The organism is Sulfitobacter sp. 1A15258, from assembly GCF_043557045.1.
Lineage (GTDB): Bacteria > Pseudomonadota > Alphaproteobacteria > Rhodobacterales > Rhodobacteraceae > Sulfitobacter > Sulfitobacter faviae.
On record NZ_JBIFFK010000008.1, the window covers coordinates 62,181 to 79,943 of the forward strand.

General features: G+C 64.5%; 15 protein-coding genes. 8 read left to right on the plus strand and 7 right to left on the minus strand.

The genetic code is table 11. The features are described 5' to 3' along the window. The first annotated feature begins 109 nt into the window (after nt 1–109). Nucleotides 110–2,917, plus strand: coding sequence for a hypothetical protein (locus ACGYK9_RS15605; RefSeq protein WP_394412817.1), 2,808 nt, complete (start codon nt 110–112; stop codon nt 2,915–2,917). A 62-nt stretch (nt 2,918–2,979) separates the two neighbouring features. Here the strand turns inward: ACGYK9_RS15605 and hppD are convergent, their stop codons facing one another. Further along, a complete protein-coding gene (hppD, locus tag ACGYK9_RS15610; protein WP_394412821.1) occupies nt 2,980–4,074 on the minus strand; it encodes a 4-hydroxyphenylpyruvate dioxygenase in 1,095 nt (364 codons plus the stop codon). A 137-nt stretch (nt 4,075–4,211) separates the two neighbouring features. On the opposite strand from hppD, the gene ACGYK9_RS15615 reads away from it, so the two are divergent. Together ACGYK9_RS15615 and ACGYK9_RS15620 are read left to right on the plus strand one after the other, a co-directional pair. Continuing rightward, on the plus strand, nt 4,212–4,667 hold the full coding sequence (locus tag ACGYK9_RS15615) for an Lrp/AsnC family transcriptional regulator (RefSeq protein ID WP_271689612.1): 456 nt from the start codon (nt 4,212–4,214) through the stop codon (nt 4,665–4,667). Nucleotides 4,668–4,685: 18 nt separating this feature from the next. Continuing rightward, nucleotides 4,686–6,599 (plus strand): monovalent cation:proton antiporter-2 (CPA2) family protein, encoded by a 1,914-nt coding sequence (locus ACGYK9_RS15620; RefSeq protein ID WP_394412824.1) that lies wholly within the window; start codon nt 4,686–4,688, stop codon nt 6,597–6,599. Nucleotides 6,600–6,636: 37 nt separating this feature from the next. Here the strand turns inward: ACGYK9_RS15620 and cobT are convergent, their stop codons facing one another. Then, nucleotides 6,637–7,650: a nicotinate-nucleotide--dimethylbenzimidazole phosphoribosyltransferase gene (gene cobT, locus ACGYK9_RS15625; protein ID WP_394412827.1), complete on the minus strand. Its 1,014-nt coding sequence runs from the start codon at nt 7,648–7,650 to the stop codon at nt 6,637–6,639. A gap of 79 nt (nt 7,651–7,729) precedes the next feature. Between cobT and cobS the strand changes: the two genes are divergently transcribed. Beyond that, on the plus strand, nt 7,730–8,536 hold the full coding sequence (cobS, locus tag ACGYK9_RS15630) for an adenosylcobinamide-GDP ribazoletransferase (protein WP_394412830.1): 807 nt from the start codon (nt 7,730–7,732) through the stop codon (nt 8,534–8,536). 51 nt (nt 8,537–8,587) lie between these two features. On the opposite strand, the gene ACGYK9_RS15635 is transcribed toward cobS, so the two are convergent. From ACGYK9_RS15635 to ACGYK9_RS15655, 5 genes are all read right to left on the minus strand, one after another. Continuing rightward, nucleotides 8,588–9,100, minus strand: a complete 513-nt coding sequence (locus ACGYK9_RS15635) for a CarD family transcriptional regulator (RefSeq protein ID WP_007120274.1) — start codon at nt 9,098–9,100, stop codon at nt 8,588–8,590. A 313-nt stretch (nt 9,101–9,413) separates the two neighbouring features. Next, complete coding sequence (gene fdxA, locus ACGYK9_RS15640) at nt 9,414–9,749, minus strand: ferredoxin FdxA (protein ID WP_067262482.1); 336 nt, start codon at nt 9,747–9,749, stop codon at nt 9,414–9,416. Between the two features lie 51 nt (nt 9,750–9,800). Further along, nucleotides 9,801–10,184 (minus strand): RNA-binding S4 domain-containing protein, encoded by a 384-nt coding sequence (locus tag ACGYK9_RS15645; protein ID WP_394412833.1) that lies wholly within the window; start codon nt 10,182–10,184, stop codon nt 9,801–9,803. After that, nucleotides 10,185–13,169, minus strand: coding sequence for a helicase-related protein (locus ACGYK9_RS15650; RefSeq protein WP_394412836.1), 2,985 nt, complete (start codon nt 13,167–13,169; stop codon nt 10,185–10,187). Between the two features lie 15 nt (nt 13,170–13,184). Continuing rightward, entirely contained in the window at nt 13,185–13,742 is a 558-nt protein-coding gene (locus ACGYK9_RS15655) for a hypothetical protein (protein ID WP_394412839.1), read from the minus strand. A gap of 74 nt (nt 13,743–13,816) precedes the next feature. On the opposite strand from ACGYK9_RS15655, the gene ACGYK9_RS15660 reads away from it, so the two are divergent. The 4 genes from ACGYK9_RS15660 to ACGYK9_RS15675 all read left to right on the plus strand — a co-directional run bounded on the left by ACGYK9_RS15660 (nt 13,817) and on the right by ACGYK9_RS15675 (nt 17,724). Beyond that, a complete protein-coding gene (locus ACGYK9_RS15660) occupies nt 13,817–14,107 on the plus strand; it encodes an SCP2 sterol-binding domain-containing protein (RefSeq protein ID WP_067262473.1) in 291 nt (96 codons plus the stop codon). Then, nucleotides 14,107–15,054, plus strand: coding sequence for an alpha/beta fold hydrolase (locus tag ACGYK9_RS15665; protein WP_394412842.1), 948 nt, complete (start codon nt 14,107–14,109; stop codon nt 15,052–15,054). The genes ACGYK9_RS15660 and ACGYK9_RS15665 overlap by 1 nt, the downstream gene beginning before the upstream one ends. A gap of 70 nt (nt 15,055–15,124) precedes the next feature. Further along, on the plus strand, nt 15,125–16,129 hold the full coding sequence (locus ACGYK9_RS15670; protein ID WP_394412845.1) for a ligase-associated DNA damage response exonuclease: 1,005 nt from the start codon (nt 15,125–15,127) through the stop codon (nt 16,127–16,129). Next, on the plus strand, nt 16,126–17,724 hold the full coding sequence (locus tag ACGYK9_RS15675; RefSeq protein ID WP_394412848.1) for an ATP-dependent DNA ligase: 1,599 nt from the start codon (nt 16,126–16,128) through the stop codon (nt 17,722–17,724). The genes ACGYK9_RS15670 and ACGYK9_RS15675 overlap by 4 nt, the downstream gene beginning before the upstream one ends. Nucleotides 17,725–17,763 lie beyond the last annotated feature (39 nt).

Here is a 17,763-nt window from a genome sequence, read left to right on the forward strand (position 1 = left end):
CGCGGGCCGGTACTGACAAGCACCTGCGCGGTGGGCACCCTTCCCTTGGGCGAACTCCTGCTCTATCCTCCGCCATGACTGCGGCGCGTCTGTAAGTGCGCCCGACCCCATGCTAAAGTCGACCGCGATGAAGCCGAATTTTACCCTCTCCCTGTCGTTCGACGGCATTCGTTTGCTCCACCGCACATCGGGCGGATGGCAGCTTGTTGGTGAAGTGGCGCTCGACAGTGCCGATCTGGCGGCGGAACTGGCGGTCTTGCGCAAAACCGCCACGGCGTTGGAGCCCGGCGGGCTGCGCAGCCTGCTGTTGATCCCCGACGCGCAGATCAAATACCTCACCCTCGACACGCCGGATTTGGACTCCGCCGCCCGCCGTGCGGCAGCGGCAGAAGCGCTGGAGGGGGCCACGCCCTATCCGGTTTCCGATCTGGTGTTCGACGTGCATGCCGATGGCGGGCAGAGCCATGTGGCCGCCGTGGCCCGCGAGACTTTGGACGAAGCCGAGGCCTTCGCGGTGGAGCATCGTTTCCACCCGGTCAGCTTCGCCGCCGCCCCGGCCAATGAGAGCTTCGATGGCGCGCCGCATTTCGGCATGACGAAAGCCGCGTCGGACCTGCTGGAACCCGGCGAAACCGTGGAGCCTGAGACGGCCCCCATCGTGATTTCCGGCGTGATGAACGCGCCCGAAGGGCCGGTCGTGGACACGGATGAGACGAACCCCGTCGCCGAGCCTGAGCTTGCCCCGACGCCGGAGGAGACCCCGCCGCCGGTAGAGGAAGACCTGCCGGATTTGGGGTCGACCGAAGGCGCTTCGGAAGCCTCCCCCACGTTGGAGCCGACCCCCGAAGACACGCCACCGCCCTTGGACGAAGACCTGCCCGCCTTAAACGCTGCGGCGGAAACGGAGGTGACGGAAGACCCGGCAGAGGCCGAGCTGGCCCCCACGCCAGAGGAAACCCCACCGCCCTTGGACGAAGACCTGCCCGCGTTGGAGACCCCCGCGCCAAGCGAGGAACCGGAAGAGACGGAGGCGGACGCGCCGCCCGCCCCCACGGGCAGCATTGCGGCATCCGCAGCCCCCCTTGCGGCGGCGGCAAGCACGCAGGCCGCGCCGCAGCCCGAGCCTTCGCGCAAAGTTGATTTCTCGGCGCCGCCCTCGCGCAGCGCCCCTGCCGCCGGTTTCGCAAGCCGCCGTGGCGGGTCAGACAACGCGCCCAGCCTTGGCGGCGCGAGCCGGGAGGCACCCCCGCCCCCGCCTGCCGCCAAAGCGGAACCGACGCCCGCGCCCGCCCCCAGCACAGCCTCCCTGCCCGTCGGCGCACCTTCGCCCGCTGCGGCCCCGCTTGCGCCGCAGATGCCCGTCGAACCGGCCACCGCCGCCGCCGCGACAGAGGCTGCAGCCCCCCAACCCGACAGCAGTTCGCTGACGCCCGAGGCGACCACCTCCACCGGCACCTTCCTCAGCCGCCGCAAACCGAAAGCGTCGAAAGACCGCCGGACCGCCCCTGCCAGCCCCGCCGCGGCCACCCCAGCGTCGGAGGCCGAGCGAATGACCGTCTTTGGCGCGCGCCGCCGGAACGAAGTCGGCGGCAAGCCGCGTTTCCTTGGCCTGATCCTGACGGCGGCGCTTTTGGTCTTCTTGGCCGGTGTCGCGGCTTGGGCCTCAATCTTCCTCGATGAGGGCAGCGCGCTTTCGCGGCTCTTTGGCGACCGCAGCCCGCGCAGCACAGCCGAAGCCTTGGCCCCTGCGGAAACCCCTGAAATCGAGAATGACATCGCCGTTCTGCCCCCCGAACCGGCAGCGCCTGACGCGATCGAAACCGCCGCCTTGGACGCCGGTCTGACCGACGAAGACGGTGCCGTGCTCGACGCGCTGCGCGACCCCGAGCCGCGCCCCCTGTCAGAGATGACCGAGGCCGAGATCGACGCCAAATATGCCACCACCGGCATCTGGGCCCGCGCCCCGGACGTGCCCCCGGCCCCGGCAGCGGCGATTGATATCGACGATCTCTACCTCACCAGCATCGACCCGATCAGCAGCACGACAGACGCCGTGGCCCTGCCGCCCGCCGATGGGTTCGGCACCGACATTGCCCCCGGCGCGGTCAGCTCTCCGGCGGCGGCGGGCACACGCTTTGCGCTGGACGCGCGCGGCTTGGTCAAGCCCACGACGCAGGGGGCGCTCAGCCCCGATGGCCATCTGGTCTACCTCGGACGCCCCACCGTGCAGCCCCCCGCCACTCTGACCCGGCCCGAAGCCGATCCGGCTGAGCCCGAGGTCGACAGCGCCTTGGCCGAGGCCCGGCCCCGTCCGCGCCCCGACGATTTGTCAGAGACGACCGAACGCGCCCAGCTTGGCGGGCTGACACGTTCCGAATTGGCCGATCTGCGCCCGCAACTGCGGCCCAAATCCGTTCAAGAAATCGCTCAGGAAGCGCTCGCCGCTGCCACGCCTGAGCCCGAGGTTGCCCCCATCGACACCAGTGGCGCGGTCGCCGCCGCCCTCGCCACGCCGCCCGCAATCCAGAACGCGACGAAACAGGCCACAACCCAGTCGCGCCGCCCCGATACCCGGCCCCGTAATTTCGACCGGATCGTGAAACGCGCCGCCCGCCGGGCCGCGCCTGCACAGGTCGCGAGTGTCGCGCCCAAAGCGGTCCAACCGCGCTTTCCATCGAAAACCTCCGTGGCGAAACAGGCAACGGTGAAGAATGCGATCAACCTGCGCGACGTCAATCTGATCGGCGTCTATGGCAAGCCTTCGAACCGCCGCGCTCTGGTTCGGCTCAGCAACGGGCGCTATCAAAAGGTTGAGGTCGGCGACCGGATCGACGGCGGCCGCGTCTCGGCCATTGGCGACAGCGAGTTGCGCTATGTGCGCCGGGGTCGGAATGTCGTGCTGAAGATGCCGAACTAGGTCTCACCACAAAAAAGGGACGCCGCAGCGCCCCTTTTTCCCTCCCCCGGATGTACTTCTGACTAGGTGGCCTCAAGCTCGCCATTATCGATCTGCTCTTGCTCGATCGATTCAAAGAGCGCCTTGAAGTTGCCCTCACCGAAACCGTCGTCCCCCTTGCGTTCGATGAACTCAAAGAAGATCGGCCCGATCACGGTTTTCGAGAAAATCTGCAACAGGATGCGCGTCTCACCCCCGTCGACCACGCCTTCGCCGTCGATCAGGATGCCGTGTTTCTGCATGCGGTCCAGCGGCTCTTCGTGGCCGGTCACCCGCTCTTTCGACATCTTGTAATAGGTCTCGGGCGGCCCGGGCATGAACTTCAGCCCATTGTCGGCAATCGCATCGGTGGCGTCATAGATGTTGCGCGCGCCAACGGCGATATGCTGGATGCCCTCGCCGTTGTACTTCTTCAGGTAGGCCACGATCTGCCCGGTCTCGCCCCGGTCTTCGTTGATCGGGATGCGAATGCGCCCGCAGGGCGAGGTCAGCGCGCGGCTAGTAAGCCCCGTATATTTGCCCTCAATGTCGAAGAAGCGGATTTCGCGGAAGTTGAACAGGTCGCCGTAGAACTTGAACCAGACGTCCATATTGCCCTTGTGGACGTTGTGCGTCAGGTGGTCGAGGTAGTAGAACCCCACGCCTTCGGGCTTGGATGTGGCGATCCAGTCGTATTCCCAGTTGTAGGGCGAAGTGTCGTAATACTGGTCGACGAAATAGATCAGCGACCCGCCGATCCCCATGATCGCGGGCACGTCGAGCACCTTGCCATCGCCCTTGTATTCCTCGGCACCATTGGCCACGGCGTGCGCCAGCGCCTTTTGCGCATCCACGACGCGCCAGCCCATCGAGGGGGCGCAGGGGCCGTGCTCTTCGACAAAACGCGCGGCAAAGCTCGCGGGGTCGTGGTTCAGGACGTAGGTGATGTCGCCCTGCTGCCAAAGCTCGATCTTCTTGGTCTTGTGATTGGCGACATGGGCATAGCCCATCTTGGTAAAGACATCGCGCAGTGCCTGCGGGTCGGGGCTGGCAAATTCGACGAACTCGAAACCATCGGTACCAGCGGGGTTCTCTGCCGTGATCTGCGATTTCGGGGCGTCATGCGGGAAAGGGCCCATGTCAGTCTCCTCTGCTTTGGGATTTGCCCCAGTCTACGCCGCAACCGCCGCGCGAATTGCGCGTATCGCAGCATTCAACTGGTCAATTTCGCGGAAGTGACGCATACTACCTCCAAACCATGCGGAGATCGCGCATCATGCTCGATGAGATCGACAGGCGGCTACTAACGGCGCTGCAAAAGAACGCCCACCTCACGGCGCAGGAGTTGGGGCAAGAACTGAACCTCTCCCCCAGCCAAGCCGGGCGCAGGCGTCAGCGGTTGGAGGCGGAGGGCTACATTCGCGGCTATCACGCGCGGCTCGATCCGGTGCGGATGGGGCTGAACGTGCAGGGCTTCGTGCAGGTCCATCTGGGCACCCACGGGCCGGAACATTCGGCGAGCTTTGCCCGGCTCATGGCCACCCGTCCCGAGATTGTGAGCGCTTGGACGATGACGGGGGATGCGGACTACCTCCTGAGGGTCTATTGTGACGATCTGCCGAGCCTGAACAGGCTCATTCACGACGTTCTTCTGCCCCATCAGGCCGTGAGCCGGGTGCATAGCCAGATTGTCATGGATCAACTGAAACAGGACGGGCCATTGCCCACCTGACGCTGAGAGAGGACCGCAATGGAAGGTTTCCTGTTCCAAGCCTCCGTCTATCTGGCCGCCGCGGTGATTGCCGTGCCCATCGCCGCGCGATTGGGGCTGGGGTCGGTGCTGGGCTATCTGGCGGCGGGCATTCTGATCGGGCCGGTGCTGGGCCTCGTCGGGTCCGAGACGAAAGACGTGCAGCATTTCGCGGAATTCGGCGTTGTGATGATGCTCTTCCTGATCGGGCTGGAGTTGGAGCCGCGCGCGCTGTGGGACATGCGCCACCGTCTGCTGGGCTTGGGGGGCTTGCAAGTGCTGCTGTCGACCGCGGCGCTCATGGCCATCGCCATGGCTTACGACCAGCCGTGGCGCGTGGCGCTAGCAATCGGGCTGACGCTGGCGCTGTCTTCGACGGCCATCGTGTTGCAAACCCTATCGGAAAAGGGGCTGATGCGAACCCAAGGCGGGCGCTCCGTCTTCTCTGTCCTGCTGACGCAGGATATCGCGGTGATCCCCATCCTCGCCTTCCTGCCGCTGCTGGCCACGGGCATTCCGGGCGGGCTTTTGCCTGATGGGTCAATCTCGCTCGACCCGGAGGCGGTGGAGAATGCCCATCACGGGGCCGAGGGCAGCCACGCGGGCGACGTCGCCCATGCCGCGCAGACCTTCGTGCAAAGCCTGCCGGGCTGGGGCGTTACGCTGGTGACCATCGGAGCGGTCGCCGCGATCATCCTCGTGGGCATCTACCTGACCCGCCCGGTGTTCCGCTACATCCACCTCGCCAAGCTGCGCGAGATGTATACCGCGCTGGCGTTGCTGATCGTGGTGGGAATTTCCTCGCTGATGACCGTGGTCGGCCTGTCGCCCGCGCTCGGCGCCTTTCTGGCGGGTGTGGTGCTGGCCAGCAGCGAGTTTCGCCATGAGTTGGAGACCGACCTCGAACCCTTCAAGGGGCTGCTGTTGGGGCTGTTTTTCATCACCGTGGGGGCGGGCATCAACTTTGTCCTGCTGTTCGAAAAACCGCTGATCCTGATCTGCATGGCGCTGTTGGTCATCATCGTCAAAGCACTGATCCTGATGGTGCTGGGCCGCCTCTTCCGCCTCAAAGGCCGCGACGGTTGGCTTTTCACGCTGGCGCTGGCGCAGGCCGGGGAATTTGGTTTTGTGCTGGTCAGCTTTTCCCTCGCCACCGGCGTCATGCCCGACCCGATTGGCGAGACGCTTTTGCTGGTCGTGGCCCTAACCATGCTGATCACGCCGCTGCTTTTCATCCTGCACGACCTGATCAGCCGCCGCCTTGACGACAGCGCCCCCGTCATCGCCGATGAGATCGACAGCAGCGGTCCGGTGATCATTGCGGGCGTCGGGCGCTTTGGCCAGATGGTGAACCGAATGGTCCAAGCCAGCGGATTTCAAACCGTCGTGCTGGACCACAACCCCGAGACCATCGCCGTCATGCGGCGCTTTGGCTTCAAAGGCTTTCTGGGCGATCCGACGCGGCCCGACATCCTGCGCAAAGCGGGGCTGCAAGACGCCAGCGTCTTGGTGGTGGCCCTTGATGACCCGAAATCCGCGGTCTCTCTCATCTCCTACGCGCGCAAAGAGAACCCGAACCTGCATATCGTCAGCCGCGCGCGCGACCGCGAGGAGGTCTATCGCCACTATCAGGCCGGGTCGAATGACATCGTGCGCGAGATGTTCGACAGCTCGCTTCGGGCCGGGCGCTATGTCTTGGAAAACATGGGGCTTTCGGATTTCGAGGCGAATGAGGCACAAAAGCTCTTCTACGCCCACGACCGGGTCTCGGTCCGCGAATTGGCCGCGCTTTGGCGGCCCGATGTGCCGCCCTCGCAAAACGCCGCCTATGTGGCCCGGGCGAAGGAGTTGCAAAAGGATTTGGAGACCGCCTTTCTCAACCTTGGCGAGGACAAGGGCAAGGAAAGCGCCTGAACCGGGCAACCCCTTTCGGGGGGCCACCCGCACCGCCCTATGCGTCGCTGACGCCCGCTTCGGCGAAGGTGGCCATGCCCGCGTGACAGGCGAGCGCGGTCTTGAGGATGCCAATCGCCAAGCCCGCGCCAGAGCCCTCCCCCAGACGCAGGTTCAACTCCAGCAGCGGCTCCTTGTCCAACGCGCCCAAGAGCCGCCGGTGACCGCTTTCCGCGCTGAGATGCCCCGCGACGCAGTGATCCAGCGCGCCGGGTGCCGTGCGCGCGAGGCTGAGCGCGGCGGCACAGCAGATGAAACCGTCGAGGATCACCGGGATGCGCAAGGCCCGCGCCCGCGCCAAAGCTCCGGCCATCGCGGCCAATTCCCGCCCCCCGAGGCGGCGCAGCTGCTCTAGCCCATCGCCCTTGTCCGCATGCAGGGCGACACCCTCGGCCACGACCTCGGTCTTCAGCGACAGGCCCGCGTCATCCACCCCGGTGCCGCGCCCGGTCCAGAATTCCGCCCCGCCGCCCAGAAGCGCCGTGGCAAGTGCCGCCGCCGAGGTGGTGTTGGCGATGCCCATCTCACCCACGACAAGCAGATCGGCCTCGGGATTCACCGCTTCCCAGCCCGCCCGGAGCGCCTCGACGAATTCGTCTTCCGCCATCGCGGGCGCGACGGTGAAATCCTGGGTGGGCCTGTCCAAGGACAGCGGCACCACGTCGAGACTCGCGCCATTGACCCGTGCGATCTGGTTGATCGCCGCCCCGCCCTGTTCAAAGTTCGACACCATCTGCGCCGTCACCTCTGCCGGGAAGGCCGAGACGCCCCGCGCGGCGATCCCATGGTTGCCTGCAAACACGATGATCTGGGGCGCGGCGATCTCGGCCCGCGCCCCGCCGCGCCAGCCCCGATACCAGACCGCGAGATCCTCCAACCGGCCAAGCGCGCCGGGGGGTTTGGTCAGCATGGCGTCATGGGCCCGCGCCTCTGCCATCGCCGCGTCGTCGCAGGCGGGCATCGCACGCAGCAGGCTGCGAAATTCGGTAAGACTGGCGAAAGACGTGTTCATATGCGGCCCTTTGCGGATTGATATTCAATCGTTTCTAGCCTTAGCCTGTCGGCGCTGAAAGTGCCGAAGGGGCGAAATAATGGCCATTCCCGACATCACCGCCCTGAGGCAGGTCTTCCGGCCCCGCGACATCGCCGTGGCCTTTGCCCTGCTGACCCGCCTGCCCCTACCGCATTTCCACTTCCCGACGGTGGCGCACCGCCCCCCGGCCCGCAGCGCTTGGGCCTATCCCTTGGTCGGGATCGTGCTGGCGCTGATTGCCGGGGCCGTCGGTGTGGCGCTGACGCGCCTGGGCGCCACGCCGCCGCTGGTCGCCGCCTTCGTGCTACTGACGCTGGTGATGCTGAGCGGGGCGATGCATGAGGATGGCCTTGCCGATTGCGCCGATGGGTTCTGGGGCGGCTGGACCCGCGAAAAGCGCCTGAAAATCATGAAAGACAGCGTGATCGGCACCTATGGCGTCGTGGCGCTGGTGCTGTCGCTTTTGCTGCGTTGGTATCTCATCAGCGAATTGATTACGGATGAGGCGCTGATCTGGGCGCTGGTCGTCGCCTCCTGCGGGTCGCGGGCGGCGATGGTCTGGGTGATGGACAGCCTGCCCACCGCCCGCCGCGATGGGCTGTCTGACCGCACGGGCCGCCCCGGGGAACTGGCGACGGCGGTGGCGGTGCTGATCGGCGTGGTCGTGATCGTGCTGGCGCCGGATTATTCCGCATGGCGCTTGGCGCTCTTGGCGCTGCTTGCCGCATTGGTGGTCCGCCAGATCGCCAAACGCAAGATCGGCGGACAGACCGGCGATGTCTTGGGTGCGACCCAACAGGTGACCGAAATCGCCCTGCTGACCGGTTGCCAGATGATGGCCTACGGCTGGCAGGCCATTCCATAAAAAAAACGCGCCCCCGGAAGGGACGCGGCCTTATCTTAAATTGTGCACCGCTTAAGCGGCCACACGGCTTTCCAGCACGTCGCCAACCTGTTTTGCGGCGGCGAGTTCATCGCCGCCCGACACAGCGGCCACTTCACGGGTCAGGCGCTCAAGCGCTGCTTCATAAAGCTGACGCTCGGAATAGCTCTGCTCGCGCTGGTCGTCGGTACGGTGCAGGTCGCGCACGACCTCGGCAATGGCGATAAGATCGCCGGAGTTGATCTTTTGCTCATACTCCTGCGCGCGGCGGGACCACATGGCGCGCTTGACCTTGGCCTTGCCCTTGAGCGTTTTCATCGCATGGTTGATCACATCGGGTGTCGACAGGGCGCGCATGCCGATTTCGGTCGCCTTATGGGTCGGCACCCGCAGGGTCATCTTGTCTTTTTCAAAGGAAATTACGAAGAGCTCCAGCGCGATGCCGGCAACTTCCTGCTCCTCAATCGAGACGATCTGCCCGACGCCATGCGCAGGGTAGACGACGAATTCATTGGGGCGGAAATCAAGCTTTTTCGATTTGGTCATATAGATCGCTCCTTGGCGCGCGGGGGAAGCCCCGCCATTAACTCAGACACCTGAACAGCACGTAAAACGCATGCGAAGCGCAGCCTGAGCGGTCTGCGTTCGGGTGCGTTTGAGTTAGAAATGTGAGGTCAACCTTGGCAGCAGGGTCGAAACATTATCAGGCTCGTGTGTTACAGCTTGAAGACACTATAGCACAGAATCACGCCTTTCGGAAGCGCCCCCAAGCCGCCATCGGCGGTTTCCCGGTCAATTCAGCGGGTTAACACTTAAAGTTGAGGTCACAGAGGCGCAACAAAGCGCGAATCGCCGTGCCTTAGCCGCCCTCGCCCGGCTTTTCCGAGAAGAGCTCCATCTTGCCCTCTTTGCCATCCATCTCTTCCGCTTCAGGCAGCGGGTCTTTCTTGGTGATGATGACGGGCCAAAGTTCGGAATACTTGCGGTTGAACTCCACCCATTTTTCCATATCCGGCTCGGTGTCCGGGCGGATCGCATCAGCGGGGCACTCAGGCTCGCAAACGCCGCAATCGATGCATTCGTCGGGGTGGATCACCAGCATGTTCTCGCCTTCATAGAAGCAGTCCACCGGGCAGACTTCGACACAGTCGGTGTATTTGCAAGCGATGCAGGCGTCATTCACGATATAGGTCATGCGGAAACTCTGGCTGGATATGTGAGGGACTAGCTAAACCGGGGCGCGGGATCATTCAAGGTGGCGCGCCTTAGAAAGATCAAGCTGCCTGCGGTCGCGCTTGGTCGGGCGGCCCTTTCCCTCAAAACCGGGATTTTCGGGCTGTCTGTCCTTTGATTTGGGCTGCGGCGGGGACAGATCGGTGTAGAGCGTCTGCGCTTCGGAGGCCGGGCCGCGGCGATGGCCGATCGCCTCGATGCGGATCACCCGCACATTGTCACCCTGCGGAAAAGTCAGCACATCGCCGGGGCCGACGTTGCTGGCGCGTTTCTGCGTCGGCGTGCCGTTGATCCGAACCGCGCCGCCCGCCACCTGCGCGGCAGCGAGCGAACGGGTTTTGAAAAAGCGGGCGTGCCACAGCCATTTGTCCAGCCGCAGTTTCGCGCCCGCCTCCACTTACTTGTCGTCCTTCAGCCCCATCAGCGCGGCGGCAAAGGGGTTGTCAGGGTCGATCTGCTTTTCCTTACGCGGAGGACGGGCGGAGAAGTTCTGCGACTTGCCGCCCTTGTCCCCGCCGGGCTTGCGCCCTTTGCCTTTGGCAGGCTTGCCACGCGGCTTGCCTTGCCCTTGATTGCGGTCCCCGCCGCGACGGTTGCTACCGCCATTGCCACGCGGGCTGCGGGCCCATGTGAAGATGTAATAGGTCTCCATCTCCGGCCCGGCGACATCGGCATCGGGCGCGGTGCCCTGCGGGATTTCCTCCGCTGGTACTTCGGGGATGTTGGTGTCGACCTCAGGCTCTTCGGCGGTCACATCGGCCATGGGGGCAATGCCATCGTCGGGCATCTGCGCCACATCCGCAGGGCGGTCGTCGGGGTTGGTCTCATCCGAAGGGGTTTCGATGATACCGCCCGCAGGTTCCTCGGCGGCGACATCCATGATCGGCTTGTCGGCTGCATCGTCACCGGGCAGATCGCTGTCGAGCTTCTCGGGCACCACGGTATCAGCGGAGGGGTCCATCGCGTCATGGCTGCCGTCTTTGGGCATCACCACATCGACGGGTTTCACCTTGGTCCGCTCATCCTTCTCGGCCTTGTAGCCCAGACCTTCCATCAGGTCGGCGAATTGCTCAAGCGTCATGCCGGTGATCGACAGCATGTCGGGCTTGGCCTCGAACCCGCCGCGCGAATCTTCGGCCCGCAGCATATCAGCGAGACGTTCCAGCATGTCGATGCGGATCGCGCGTTTGCCGGCGTTGCGGTAGCCCGACATGGTGTCGGCCCCGGCGGGCGCTTCGGCTTCGACCGGAATGGTCACCAGACCGGGCGGGGGGGATTCTGGGAATTCGTTCAGCCCTTTGGCCAGCGACCACAGCACCAGACGCAACCGCGTCGGCGCGGGTTTGAGCATCAGCGGCATGAAGATGGTGAACTGGCCGAAACGGATGCCATGTTTGCGCAGCGCACCACGGGCATCTTGATCCAGCGCCTTCACATCCTCGGCCACTTGGGCGCGGGGCAGAATGCCGAAATTCTCAACCAGTTGGAAAGCAAAGCCTCGGGCCAAGCCGGTCAGTGTCTCGTCCTTGCTCAGCCCCAACAGAGGCTCGAACAAGGCGGCAACCTTGCGGTCGATGAAGTGCTGGAGGCGGCGTTTCACCTTCTCGGCCACTTCAGGCCCGGCGATATCGTCGACAAAGACTTCGACCTGCGGCTTCAGCGCGTCGCTGCCAGCGGTCAGTTTGCCCACCGCGGCGCTGCCCCACATGAGGCCGCCCTGTTCGGTGAAATCAATCTCGGTGTCCGGGGCGTTGTAGAACCGGTCGGCGCGCAGATGGAACTGCGGAGCCAAGGCCTGCAATGCGGCGGTTTTCACTGTCTTGTCCTCGGCCGCGCCCGCGCCCTTGTCCACCCGAAAGCGGAACCCGTCCAGCTTGCCTACAAATTCACCTTCAACGGTGACTTCACCGGTCTCGTTTACATCGGCCACCATGGCTTCCTTCTGTCCAAGCCGGCGCAGCAATACACTCGTGCGCCGATCTACAAATCTTTGAGTCAAACGCTCGTGCAGAGCGTCCGACAAGCGGTCTTCTACGACACGCGTCGTGTCGCGCCAATGGCTTTCGTCCTTTGTCCAGCCCTTGCGCTGCGCAACGTAGGTCCATGTGCGAATAAACGCGAGTCGTTTGGACAACGCATCAATGTCGCCATCGGTTCGATCAATTCGTTTGATTTGTCGTGCGAGCCAATCATCGGGGATATATCCGCGCTGGTGCAGATCGTTGAAAATGGTCTCCAAGAGCCCCGCATGTTCCGCATGGCTGATGCCGCGGAAATCGGGAATCCGGCACACATCCCACAGGAGCCGCACCGAAGCGCCATCCGTGGCCCGGGCAAAAACCTCATCCACCTGCGCCAGCGCCTTGAGCGCGCGCAGATCGTCGGATTCCCGCGCCCTGACCAGCCGCTCATCTTCGGGCGGCATTTCCAAGGTCTTGATCAGGCGGTCAATGCTGCCGAATTGCAAAGCGTGGTTGCGCCAGTTGATCTTGTTCTGCGGGGTAAAGTTGTGATCCATGATCGCGCGGGCAACGTGATCGTCCAGCGCAGGCGCGTCCCCGGTGGTGCCAAAGGTGCCAGATTTGAACCCGCGCCCTGCCCGCCCCGCGATCTGCGCCAGTTCATTCGGGGCCAAGGGCCGCATCCGCCGCCCGTCAAACTTACTGAGCGCCGAGAAGGCCACATGATCAACGTCAAGGTTCAACCCCATGCCGATGGCATCGGTGGCAACCAGATAGTCGACCTCTCCGTTCTGATACATCGCCACCTGCGCATTGCGCGTGCGTGGTGAGAGCGCCCCCATCACCACCGCCGCACCGCCCTTTTGGCGGCGGATCAGCTCGGCGATGGCATATACATTCTCAACCGAAAACCCGACGATTGCGCTACGAGGCTTCATCCGGCTTATCTTTTTCGGACCTGCATAGATCAATTCGCTCATCCGGTCGCGGCGCATGAAATCGACCCCCGGCACCAGCGCCGCGATGGTGCCGCGCATGGTGTCTGCCCCCATGAACAGCGTCTCATGCAGGCCCCGCGCGCGCAGCAGACGGTCGGTAAAGACATGGCCGCGCTCGGGATCGGCGCAAAGCTGGATCTCGTCGATGGCCACGAAATCCGCACCGATCTCTTGCGGCATCGCCTCGACGGTGCAGACCCAATATTGGGTGCGCGGGGGCACGATACGCTCTTCACCGGTGACCAGCGCCACCACCGAGGGGCCGCGGGCCTTTACGATCCGGTCATAGACCTCGCGCGCCAGCAGGCGCAACGGCAGGCCGATCACCCCCGTACGGTGCGCCAGCATCCTTTCGATCGCATAGGTCGTCTTGCCGGTATTTGTCGGGCCGAGAACGGCCACGACGCGCTTGTTGCCTGCCACCTGTCTATCCTTGAATTAAAGCTCGCGTCCGATGCCGTCCCGGCGCAGACCCTCAAGGGCCGACCGGGCGTCTTCGTGATGCGGGTTGAGGGCGAGCGTCTTGCGGTAAAGTGCGGCCGCACGGCCCAGATCTCCGAACTCCTGGATCATCACGGCAAGGCCGAAGATCGCGTTGTAATTGTCGGGGTTCAGCGCCAGCGTCCGCTCCAGGTCATCCAGCGCAGGACCATAGAGATCGGCCCCGTAATAGGCCTGCGCCCGGGCATGGAACCCTTCGGCGAAACCGGGGGCGTGATCGGTCAGCGCGGTTAAATGCTCGATCGCCAGACGTGCATCGCCATCCGCCATTGCCTCCCGCCCCCGCGACAGCAGCAAATCCATCGCAGCCGAACCGGAGCGCTGCCAATGCGCCTCGATCTCATGGGCGATTCTCGGGGCCTCCTCCGCTGGGGCCTCGCGCAGCTTTTGCATCAGCTCGGGCGGGGCCTTCTCGGCCACGGCCATGCCCGCAAGCAACACAAAGCTACCAACTGCCGCAACGGTATGTTTGAGGTTGACGGGTATGATGCGCATAACAAAACTGAATGTAACAGGCTGCCGCCGCAATTCCAGACGTAGCGGGGCCAAATGCCAAAAAAGGGCGAGCGATGAGCGATATTGTGAACGAAGCGGTAGTGGTGCTGAACGAAAAGCTGGCCGGCAGCGATTTTGACGGCACGGCCAAGTTCGACATCGAAGGTGAAGGCACCGTGATGATGGACGAAAACGGCGCCCGCGCGGCAGACGAAGAAGCCGACGTGACGCTGAGCGCGGATGCCGAAACCTTCCAGTCCATCCTCGAAGGCGACACCAACCCCACATCCGCATTCATGACCGGCAAGCTCAAGATCGACGGCGACATGGGCATGGCGATGAAGCTCGCCGCTGTTCTCGGCTGATGCATCTGGACCCGGCCCCGCTTTACACTGATATCGCCCCCGGCCCCGATGGGGGCCAAGCCCATTGGGCCGAGACATCGGATGGCAAGCGGATCAGGCTGGGTCACTGGCCCTGCGCAGGCGCGCGGGGCACGGTGCTGCTCTTCCCGGGGCGGACCGAATATATCGAAAAATACGGGCTTTGCGCCGCCGATTTCGCGCGGCGCGGCCTTGCCACCATGGCGATCGACTGGCGCGGTCAGGGACTGTCGGACCGGCTTTTGCCCGACGCGCGCGTCGGCCATGTGGATGTTTTCAGCGACTATCAGAAAGACGTCGCCGCCATGCTGCGCGCCGCGCGCAGCCTGAACCTGCCGCGCCCCTATTTCCTGCTGGCCCACTCCATGGGCGGCTGCATCGGCCTGCGTGCCGTGATGGAAGGACTGCCGGTGCAGGCCGTCGCCTTCACCGGCCCGATGTGGGGCATCTATGTCGTCCCACATCTGCGCGCGCTGGCGTGGTCCTTGGCGCAGTTCATGCCCCGCGTCGGACAGGGCCACCGCCTGCCCCCGGGCACCAAGATCGAAGCCTATCCCGCCATCGCCCCTTTCGAAGGCAACCTGCTGACCACCGATCCGCAGATGTACGACATGATGCGCGATCAACTGGCCGCCCACCCCGAGCTGAGCCTCGGCGGCCCCAGCTTCGTCTGGCTGCGCGAGGCACTGGCCGAGACCAAACACCTCGCCGGACGCTCGGCGCCCAACATTCCCTGCGTCACCTACCTTGGCAGCAACGAGCGTATCGTCGCCACCGACCGCGTCCACAAGCGCATGGCGCAGTGGAAAGGCGGGCGGCTTGAGATCGTACCGGGCGGCGAGCATGAGGTGCTGTTGGAGAGGCCCGAGTTGCGCAAGCCGATCTTCGACGGGCTGGAAAAGCTCTATCTGGGCAATATCACCGGTTAACCCCGCGCCTTAACCCCTCGCCCGCGTCATTTTCCTGTGCAATCCGCCCGCGCCGCCTAGATTGCTTGGGATGACACGCGAACCCGTCCTCAGCTTCACCGAAAACGGCATCTACTGCGCCGCTGGTGGCTTCTACATCGACCCCTGGCGCCCCGTCGCCCGGGCGCTGATCACCCACGGCCACGCCGACCATGCCCGCGACGGCATGGGCAGCTATCTGGCCACCCATGCCGCGCTCCCCGTAATGCGCCACCGGTTGGGCGAGATCGCCATCGAGGGCATCGCCTATGGCGAGACGCGCCAGATCGGCGGGGCCACGGTCTCTTTCCACCCCGCAGGCCATGTCCCCGGCAGCGCGCAGATCAGGGTCGAGGTCGGTGGCGAGGTCTGGGTCGCTTCGGGCGATTACAAGGTGATCGACGATGGCATGTCCGAGGCTTTCGAGCCGGTCCGCTGCCACCATTTCATTACTGAGAGCACCTTTGGCCTGCCGGTCTTCCGCTGGGCCCCACAGGCCGAGGTGGCAGCGCAGATCAACGACTGGTGGGCGGGCTGCAAGGCGGCGGGCAAGACCGCCTTCCTCGGCGCCTATTCACTGGGCAAGGCACAGAGGCTTCTGTCGATGCTCGACCCCGAGATCGGGCCGATCCTGACCCATACGGCGGTGGAGAACACCAACGAGGTTCTGCGCGGCCAAGGCATCGCGCTGCCCGAGACCACGCTGGTCACGCCCGAACTTAACCCTAAGGAGCATCCCGGCGCGCTGGTGCTGGCACCGCCCTCTGCGCTCGGTAGCCAATGGGCGCGGCGTTTTGGCGCGCAGGAAAGCGCCTTCGCCTCGGGCTGGATGGCGCTGCGCGGGGTGCGGAGGCGGCGCGCGGGGGACCGAGGCTTTGTCATCTCGGACCATGCGGATTGGCATGGGCTGCTTTGGGCGATCCGCGAGACCGGGGCGGAAAACATATATGTCACACATGGTTACACGGATATCTTCACGCGATACCTGAACGATCAGGGATGGAACGCCGAAGTCGTGCCCACCCAGTTCGAAGGTGACGGGGGCGACAGCGAATGAAGGATTTTGCCGCGCTTTTCAACGCCGTCGACCAGACCACCAAGACCACGGTCAAAGTGGCCGCCCTGGCCGAGTATTTCACCACGGCCGCCGAGGATGACCGCCTCTGGACCGTGGCGCTCTTCTCGGGCCGCCGCCCGAAACGCGCCGTCACCACGACCCGCCTGCGCGAATGGGCTTCTGAGGCCTCCGGCGTACCGCTCTGGCTTTTCGAGGACAGCTACGCCATCGTCGGCGATCTGGCCGAGACCATCGCGCTGGTCCTGCCACCGGTCGAAAGCGAGGACACCGGCACGCTCACCTCCTGGATCAACGCCCTGCGCGGGTTGAAGGATCTCGACGACACGGCGCGCAAGGAATTTGTCCTCTCGGCGTGGCAACAACTCGGCGGCACCGAACGGTTTCTCTTCAACAAGCTCATCACCGGCGGCTTTCGCATCGGCATCAGCCAGAAGCTGATGACCCGGGCGCTCTCGCGCGCCACCGGGCGGCCCGAGGCGGAGATGGCGCACCGCCTGATGGGCAACTGGCACCCCGACGACGTGACATGGCACAGCCTGATCGAGGCCGAGGACGCCAGCGCCGACGCCTCGCGCCCCTACCCCTTCTACCTCGCCTATGCGCTGGAGGACGGGCCGGAAGGCTTGGGCGAACCTGAGGACTGGCGGGCCGAGTGGAAATGGGACGGCATCCGGGGCCAGCTCATCCTGCGCGACGGCGACTATTTCGTTTGGTCGCGCGGCGAAGAGTTGATGACCGACCGTTTCCCCGAACTCGCCCGTGCCGCCGACCACTTAACCCCCGGCACGGTGCTGGATGGCGAATTGCTGGTCTGGCAGCCGGGAGCCGAATTCCCGTCTTCCTTCAACGCTCTGCAAGCGCGGATCGGGCGCAAGACGGTCCCCAAGAAGCTGCTCAAGGACGCGCCGGTGGTGCTGCACGCCTACGACCTGCTCGAATGGCAGGGCGAGGACATCCGCCACCGCCCCTTTGCTGAACGCCGCGCGCTTTTGGAAGAGGCCGCCGCCGATCTACCCGCCGACGCGCCCGTACGTCTATCCCCGCAGCACCAGTTCACCGATTGGACCGAATTGGCTGATTTGCGTGAGACGGCGCGCGAGGCGCAGGCCGAAGGCTTGATGCTGAAACGCGCCGACAGCCCCTATCTGTCAGGCCGTAAGAAGGGCGATTGGTGGAAATGGAAGCTCGATCCGCTGACCATCGACGCGGTGATGATCTATGCGCAATCGGGTTCCGGCCGCCGTGCGAACCTGTTCACCGATTTTACCTTCGCGGTCTGGAACGGCAACGATCTGGTGCCCTTCACCAAAGCCTATTCCGGTCTGACGGATGAGGAGTTTCGCCAGATCACCGCATGGGTACGGCGCAACACCCAGCAGCGGTTTGGCCCCGTACGGCAGGTCACTCCCCACCACGTCTTCGAGATCGCCTTCGAAGGCATCCAGCCCAGCCCGCGCCATAAGTCCGGCGTCGCCCTGCGCTTTCCGCGGATGCTGCGCTGGCGCAAGGACAAGCCGCTGCAAGAGGCCAACACCCTCGACGATCTGAAAGAAATGCTGCGCATCTACGGATAGGTTGTTCCGGCCCGCCCGGAGGCATAGATGTGACGAAAC

What these genes read in the sequence shown, in the direction of transcription:
- ACGYK9_RS15615 (WP_271689612.1), top strand. Translation starts at nt 4,212, where the DNA reads ATGCTCGATGAGATCGACAGGCGGCTACTAACGGCGCTGCAAAAGAAC.
- ACGYK9_RS15660 (WP_067262473.1), top strand. Translation starts at nt 13,817, where the DNA reads ATGAGCGATATTGTGAACGAAGCGGTAGTGGTGCTGAACGAAAAGCTG.
- ACGYK9_RS15665 (WP_394412842.1), top strand. Translation starts at nt 14,107, where the DNA reads ATGCATCTGGACCCGGCCCCGCTTTACACTGATATCGCCCCCGGCCCC.
- ACGYK9_RS15655 (WP_394412839.1), bottom strand. Translation starts at nt 13,742, where the DNA reads ATGCGCATCATACCCGTCAACCTCAAACATACCGTTGCGGCAGTTGGT.
- fdxA (WP_067262482.1), bottom strand. Translation starts at nt 9,749, where the DNA reads ATGACCTATATCGTGAATGACGCCTGCATCGCTTGCAAATACACCGAC.
- hppD (WP_394412821.1), bottom strand. Translation starts at nt 4,074, where the DNA reads ATGGGCCCTTTCCCGCATGACGCCCCGAAATCGCAGATCACGGCAGAG.
- ACGYK9_RS15675 (WP_394412848.1), top strand. Translation starts at nt 16,126, where the DNA reads ATGAAGGATTTTGCCGCGCTTTTCAACGCCGTCGACCAGACCACCAAG.
- ACGYK9_RS15670 (WP_394412845.1), top strand. Translation starts at nt 15,125, where the DNA reads ATGACACGCGAACCCGTCCTCAGCTTCACCGAAAACGGCATCTACTGC.
- ACGYK9_RS15620 (WP_394412824.1), top strand. Translation starts at nt 4,686, where the DNA reads ATGGAAGGTTTCCTGTTCCAAGCCTCCGTCTATCTGGCCGCCGCGGTG.
- cobT (WP_394412827.1), bottom strand. Translation starts at nt 7,650, where the DNA reads ATGAACACGTCTTTCGCCAGTCTTACCGAATTTCGCAGCCTGCTGCGT.
- cobS (WP_394412830.1), top strand. Translation starts at nt 7,730, where the DNA reads ATGGCCATTCCCGACATCACCGCCCTGAGGCAGGTCTTCCGGCCCCGC.
- ACGYK9_RS15605 (WP_394412817.1), top strand. Translation starts at nt 110, where the DNA reads ATGCTAAAGTCGACCGCGATGAAGCCGAATTTTACCCTCTCCCTGTCG.
- ACGYK9_RS15635 (WP_007120274.1), bottom strand. Translation starts at nt 9,100, where the DNA reads ATGACCAAATCGAAAAAGCTTGATTTCCGCCCCAATGAATTCGTCGTC.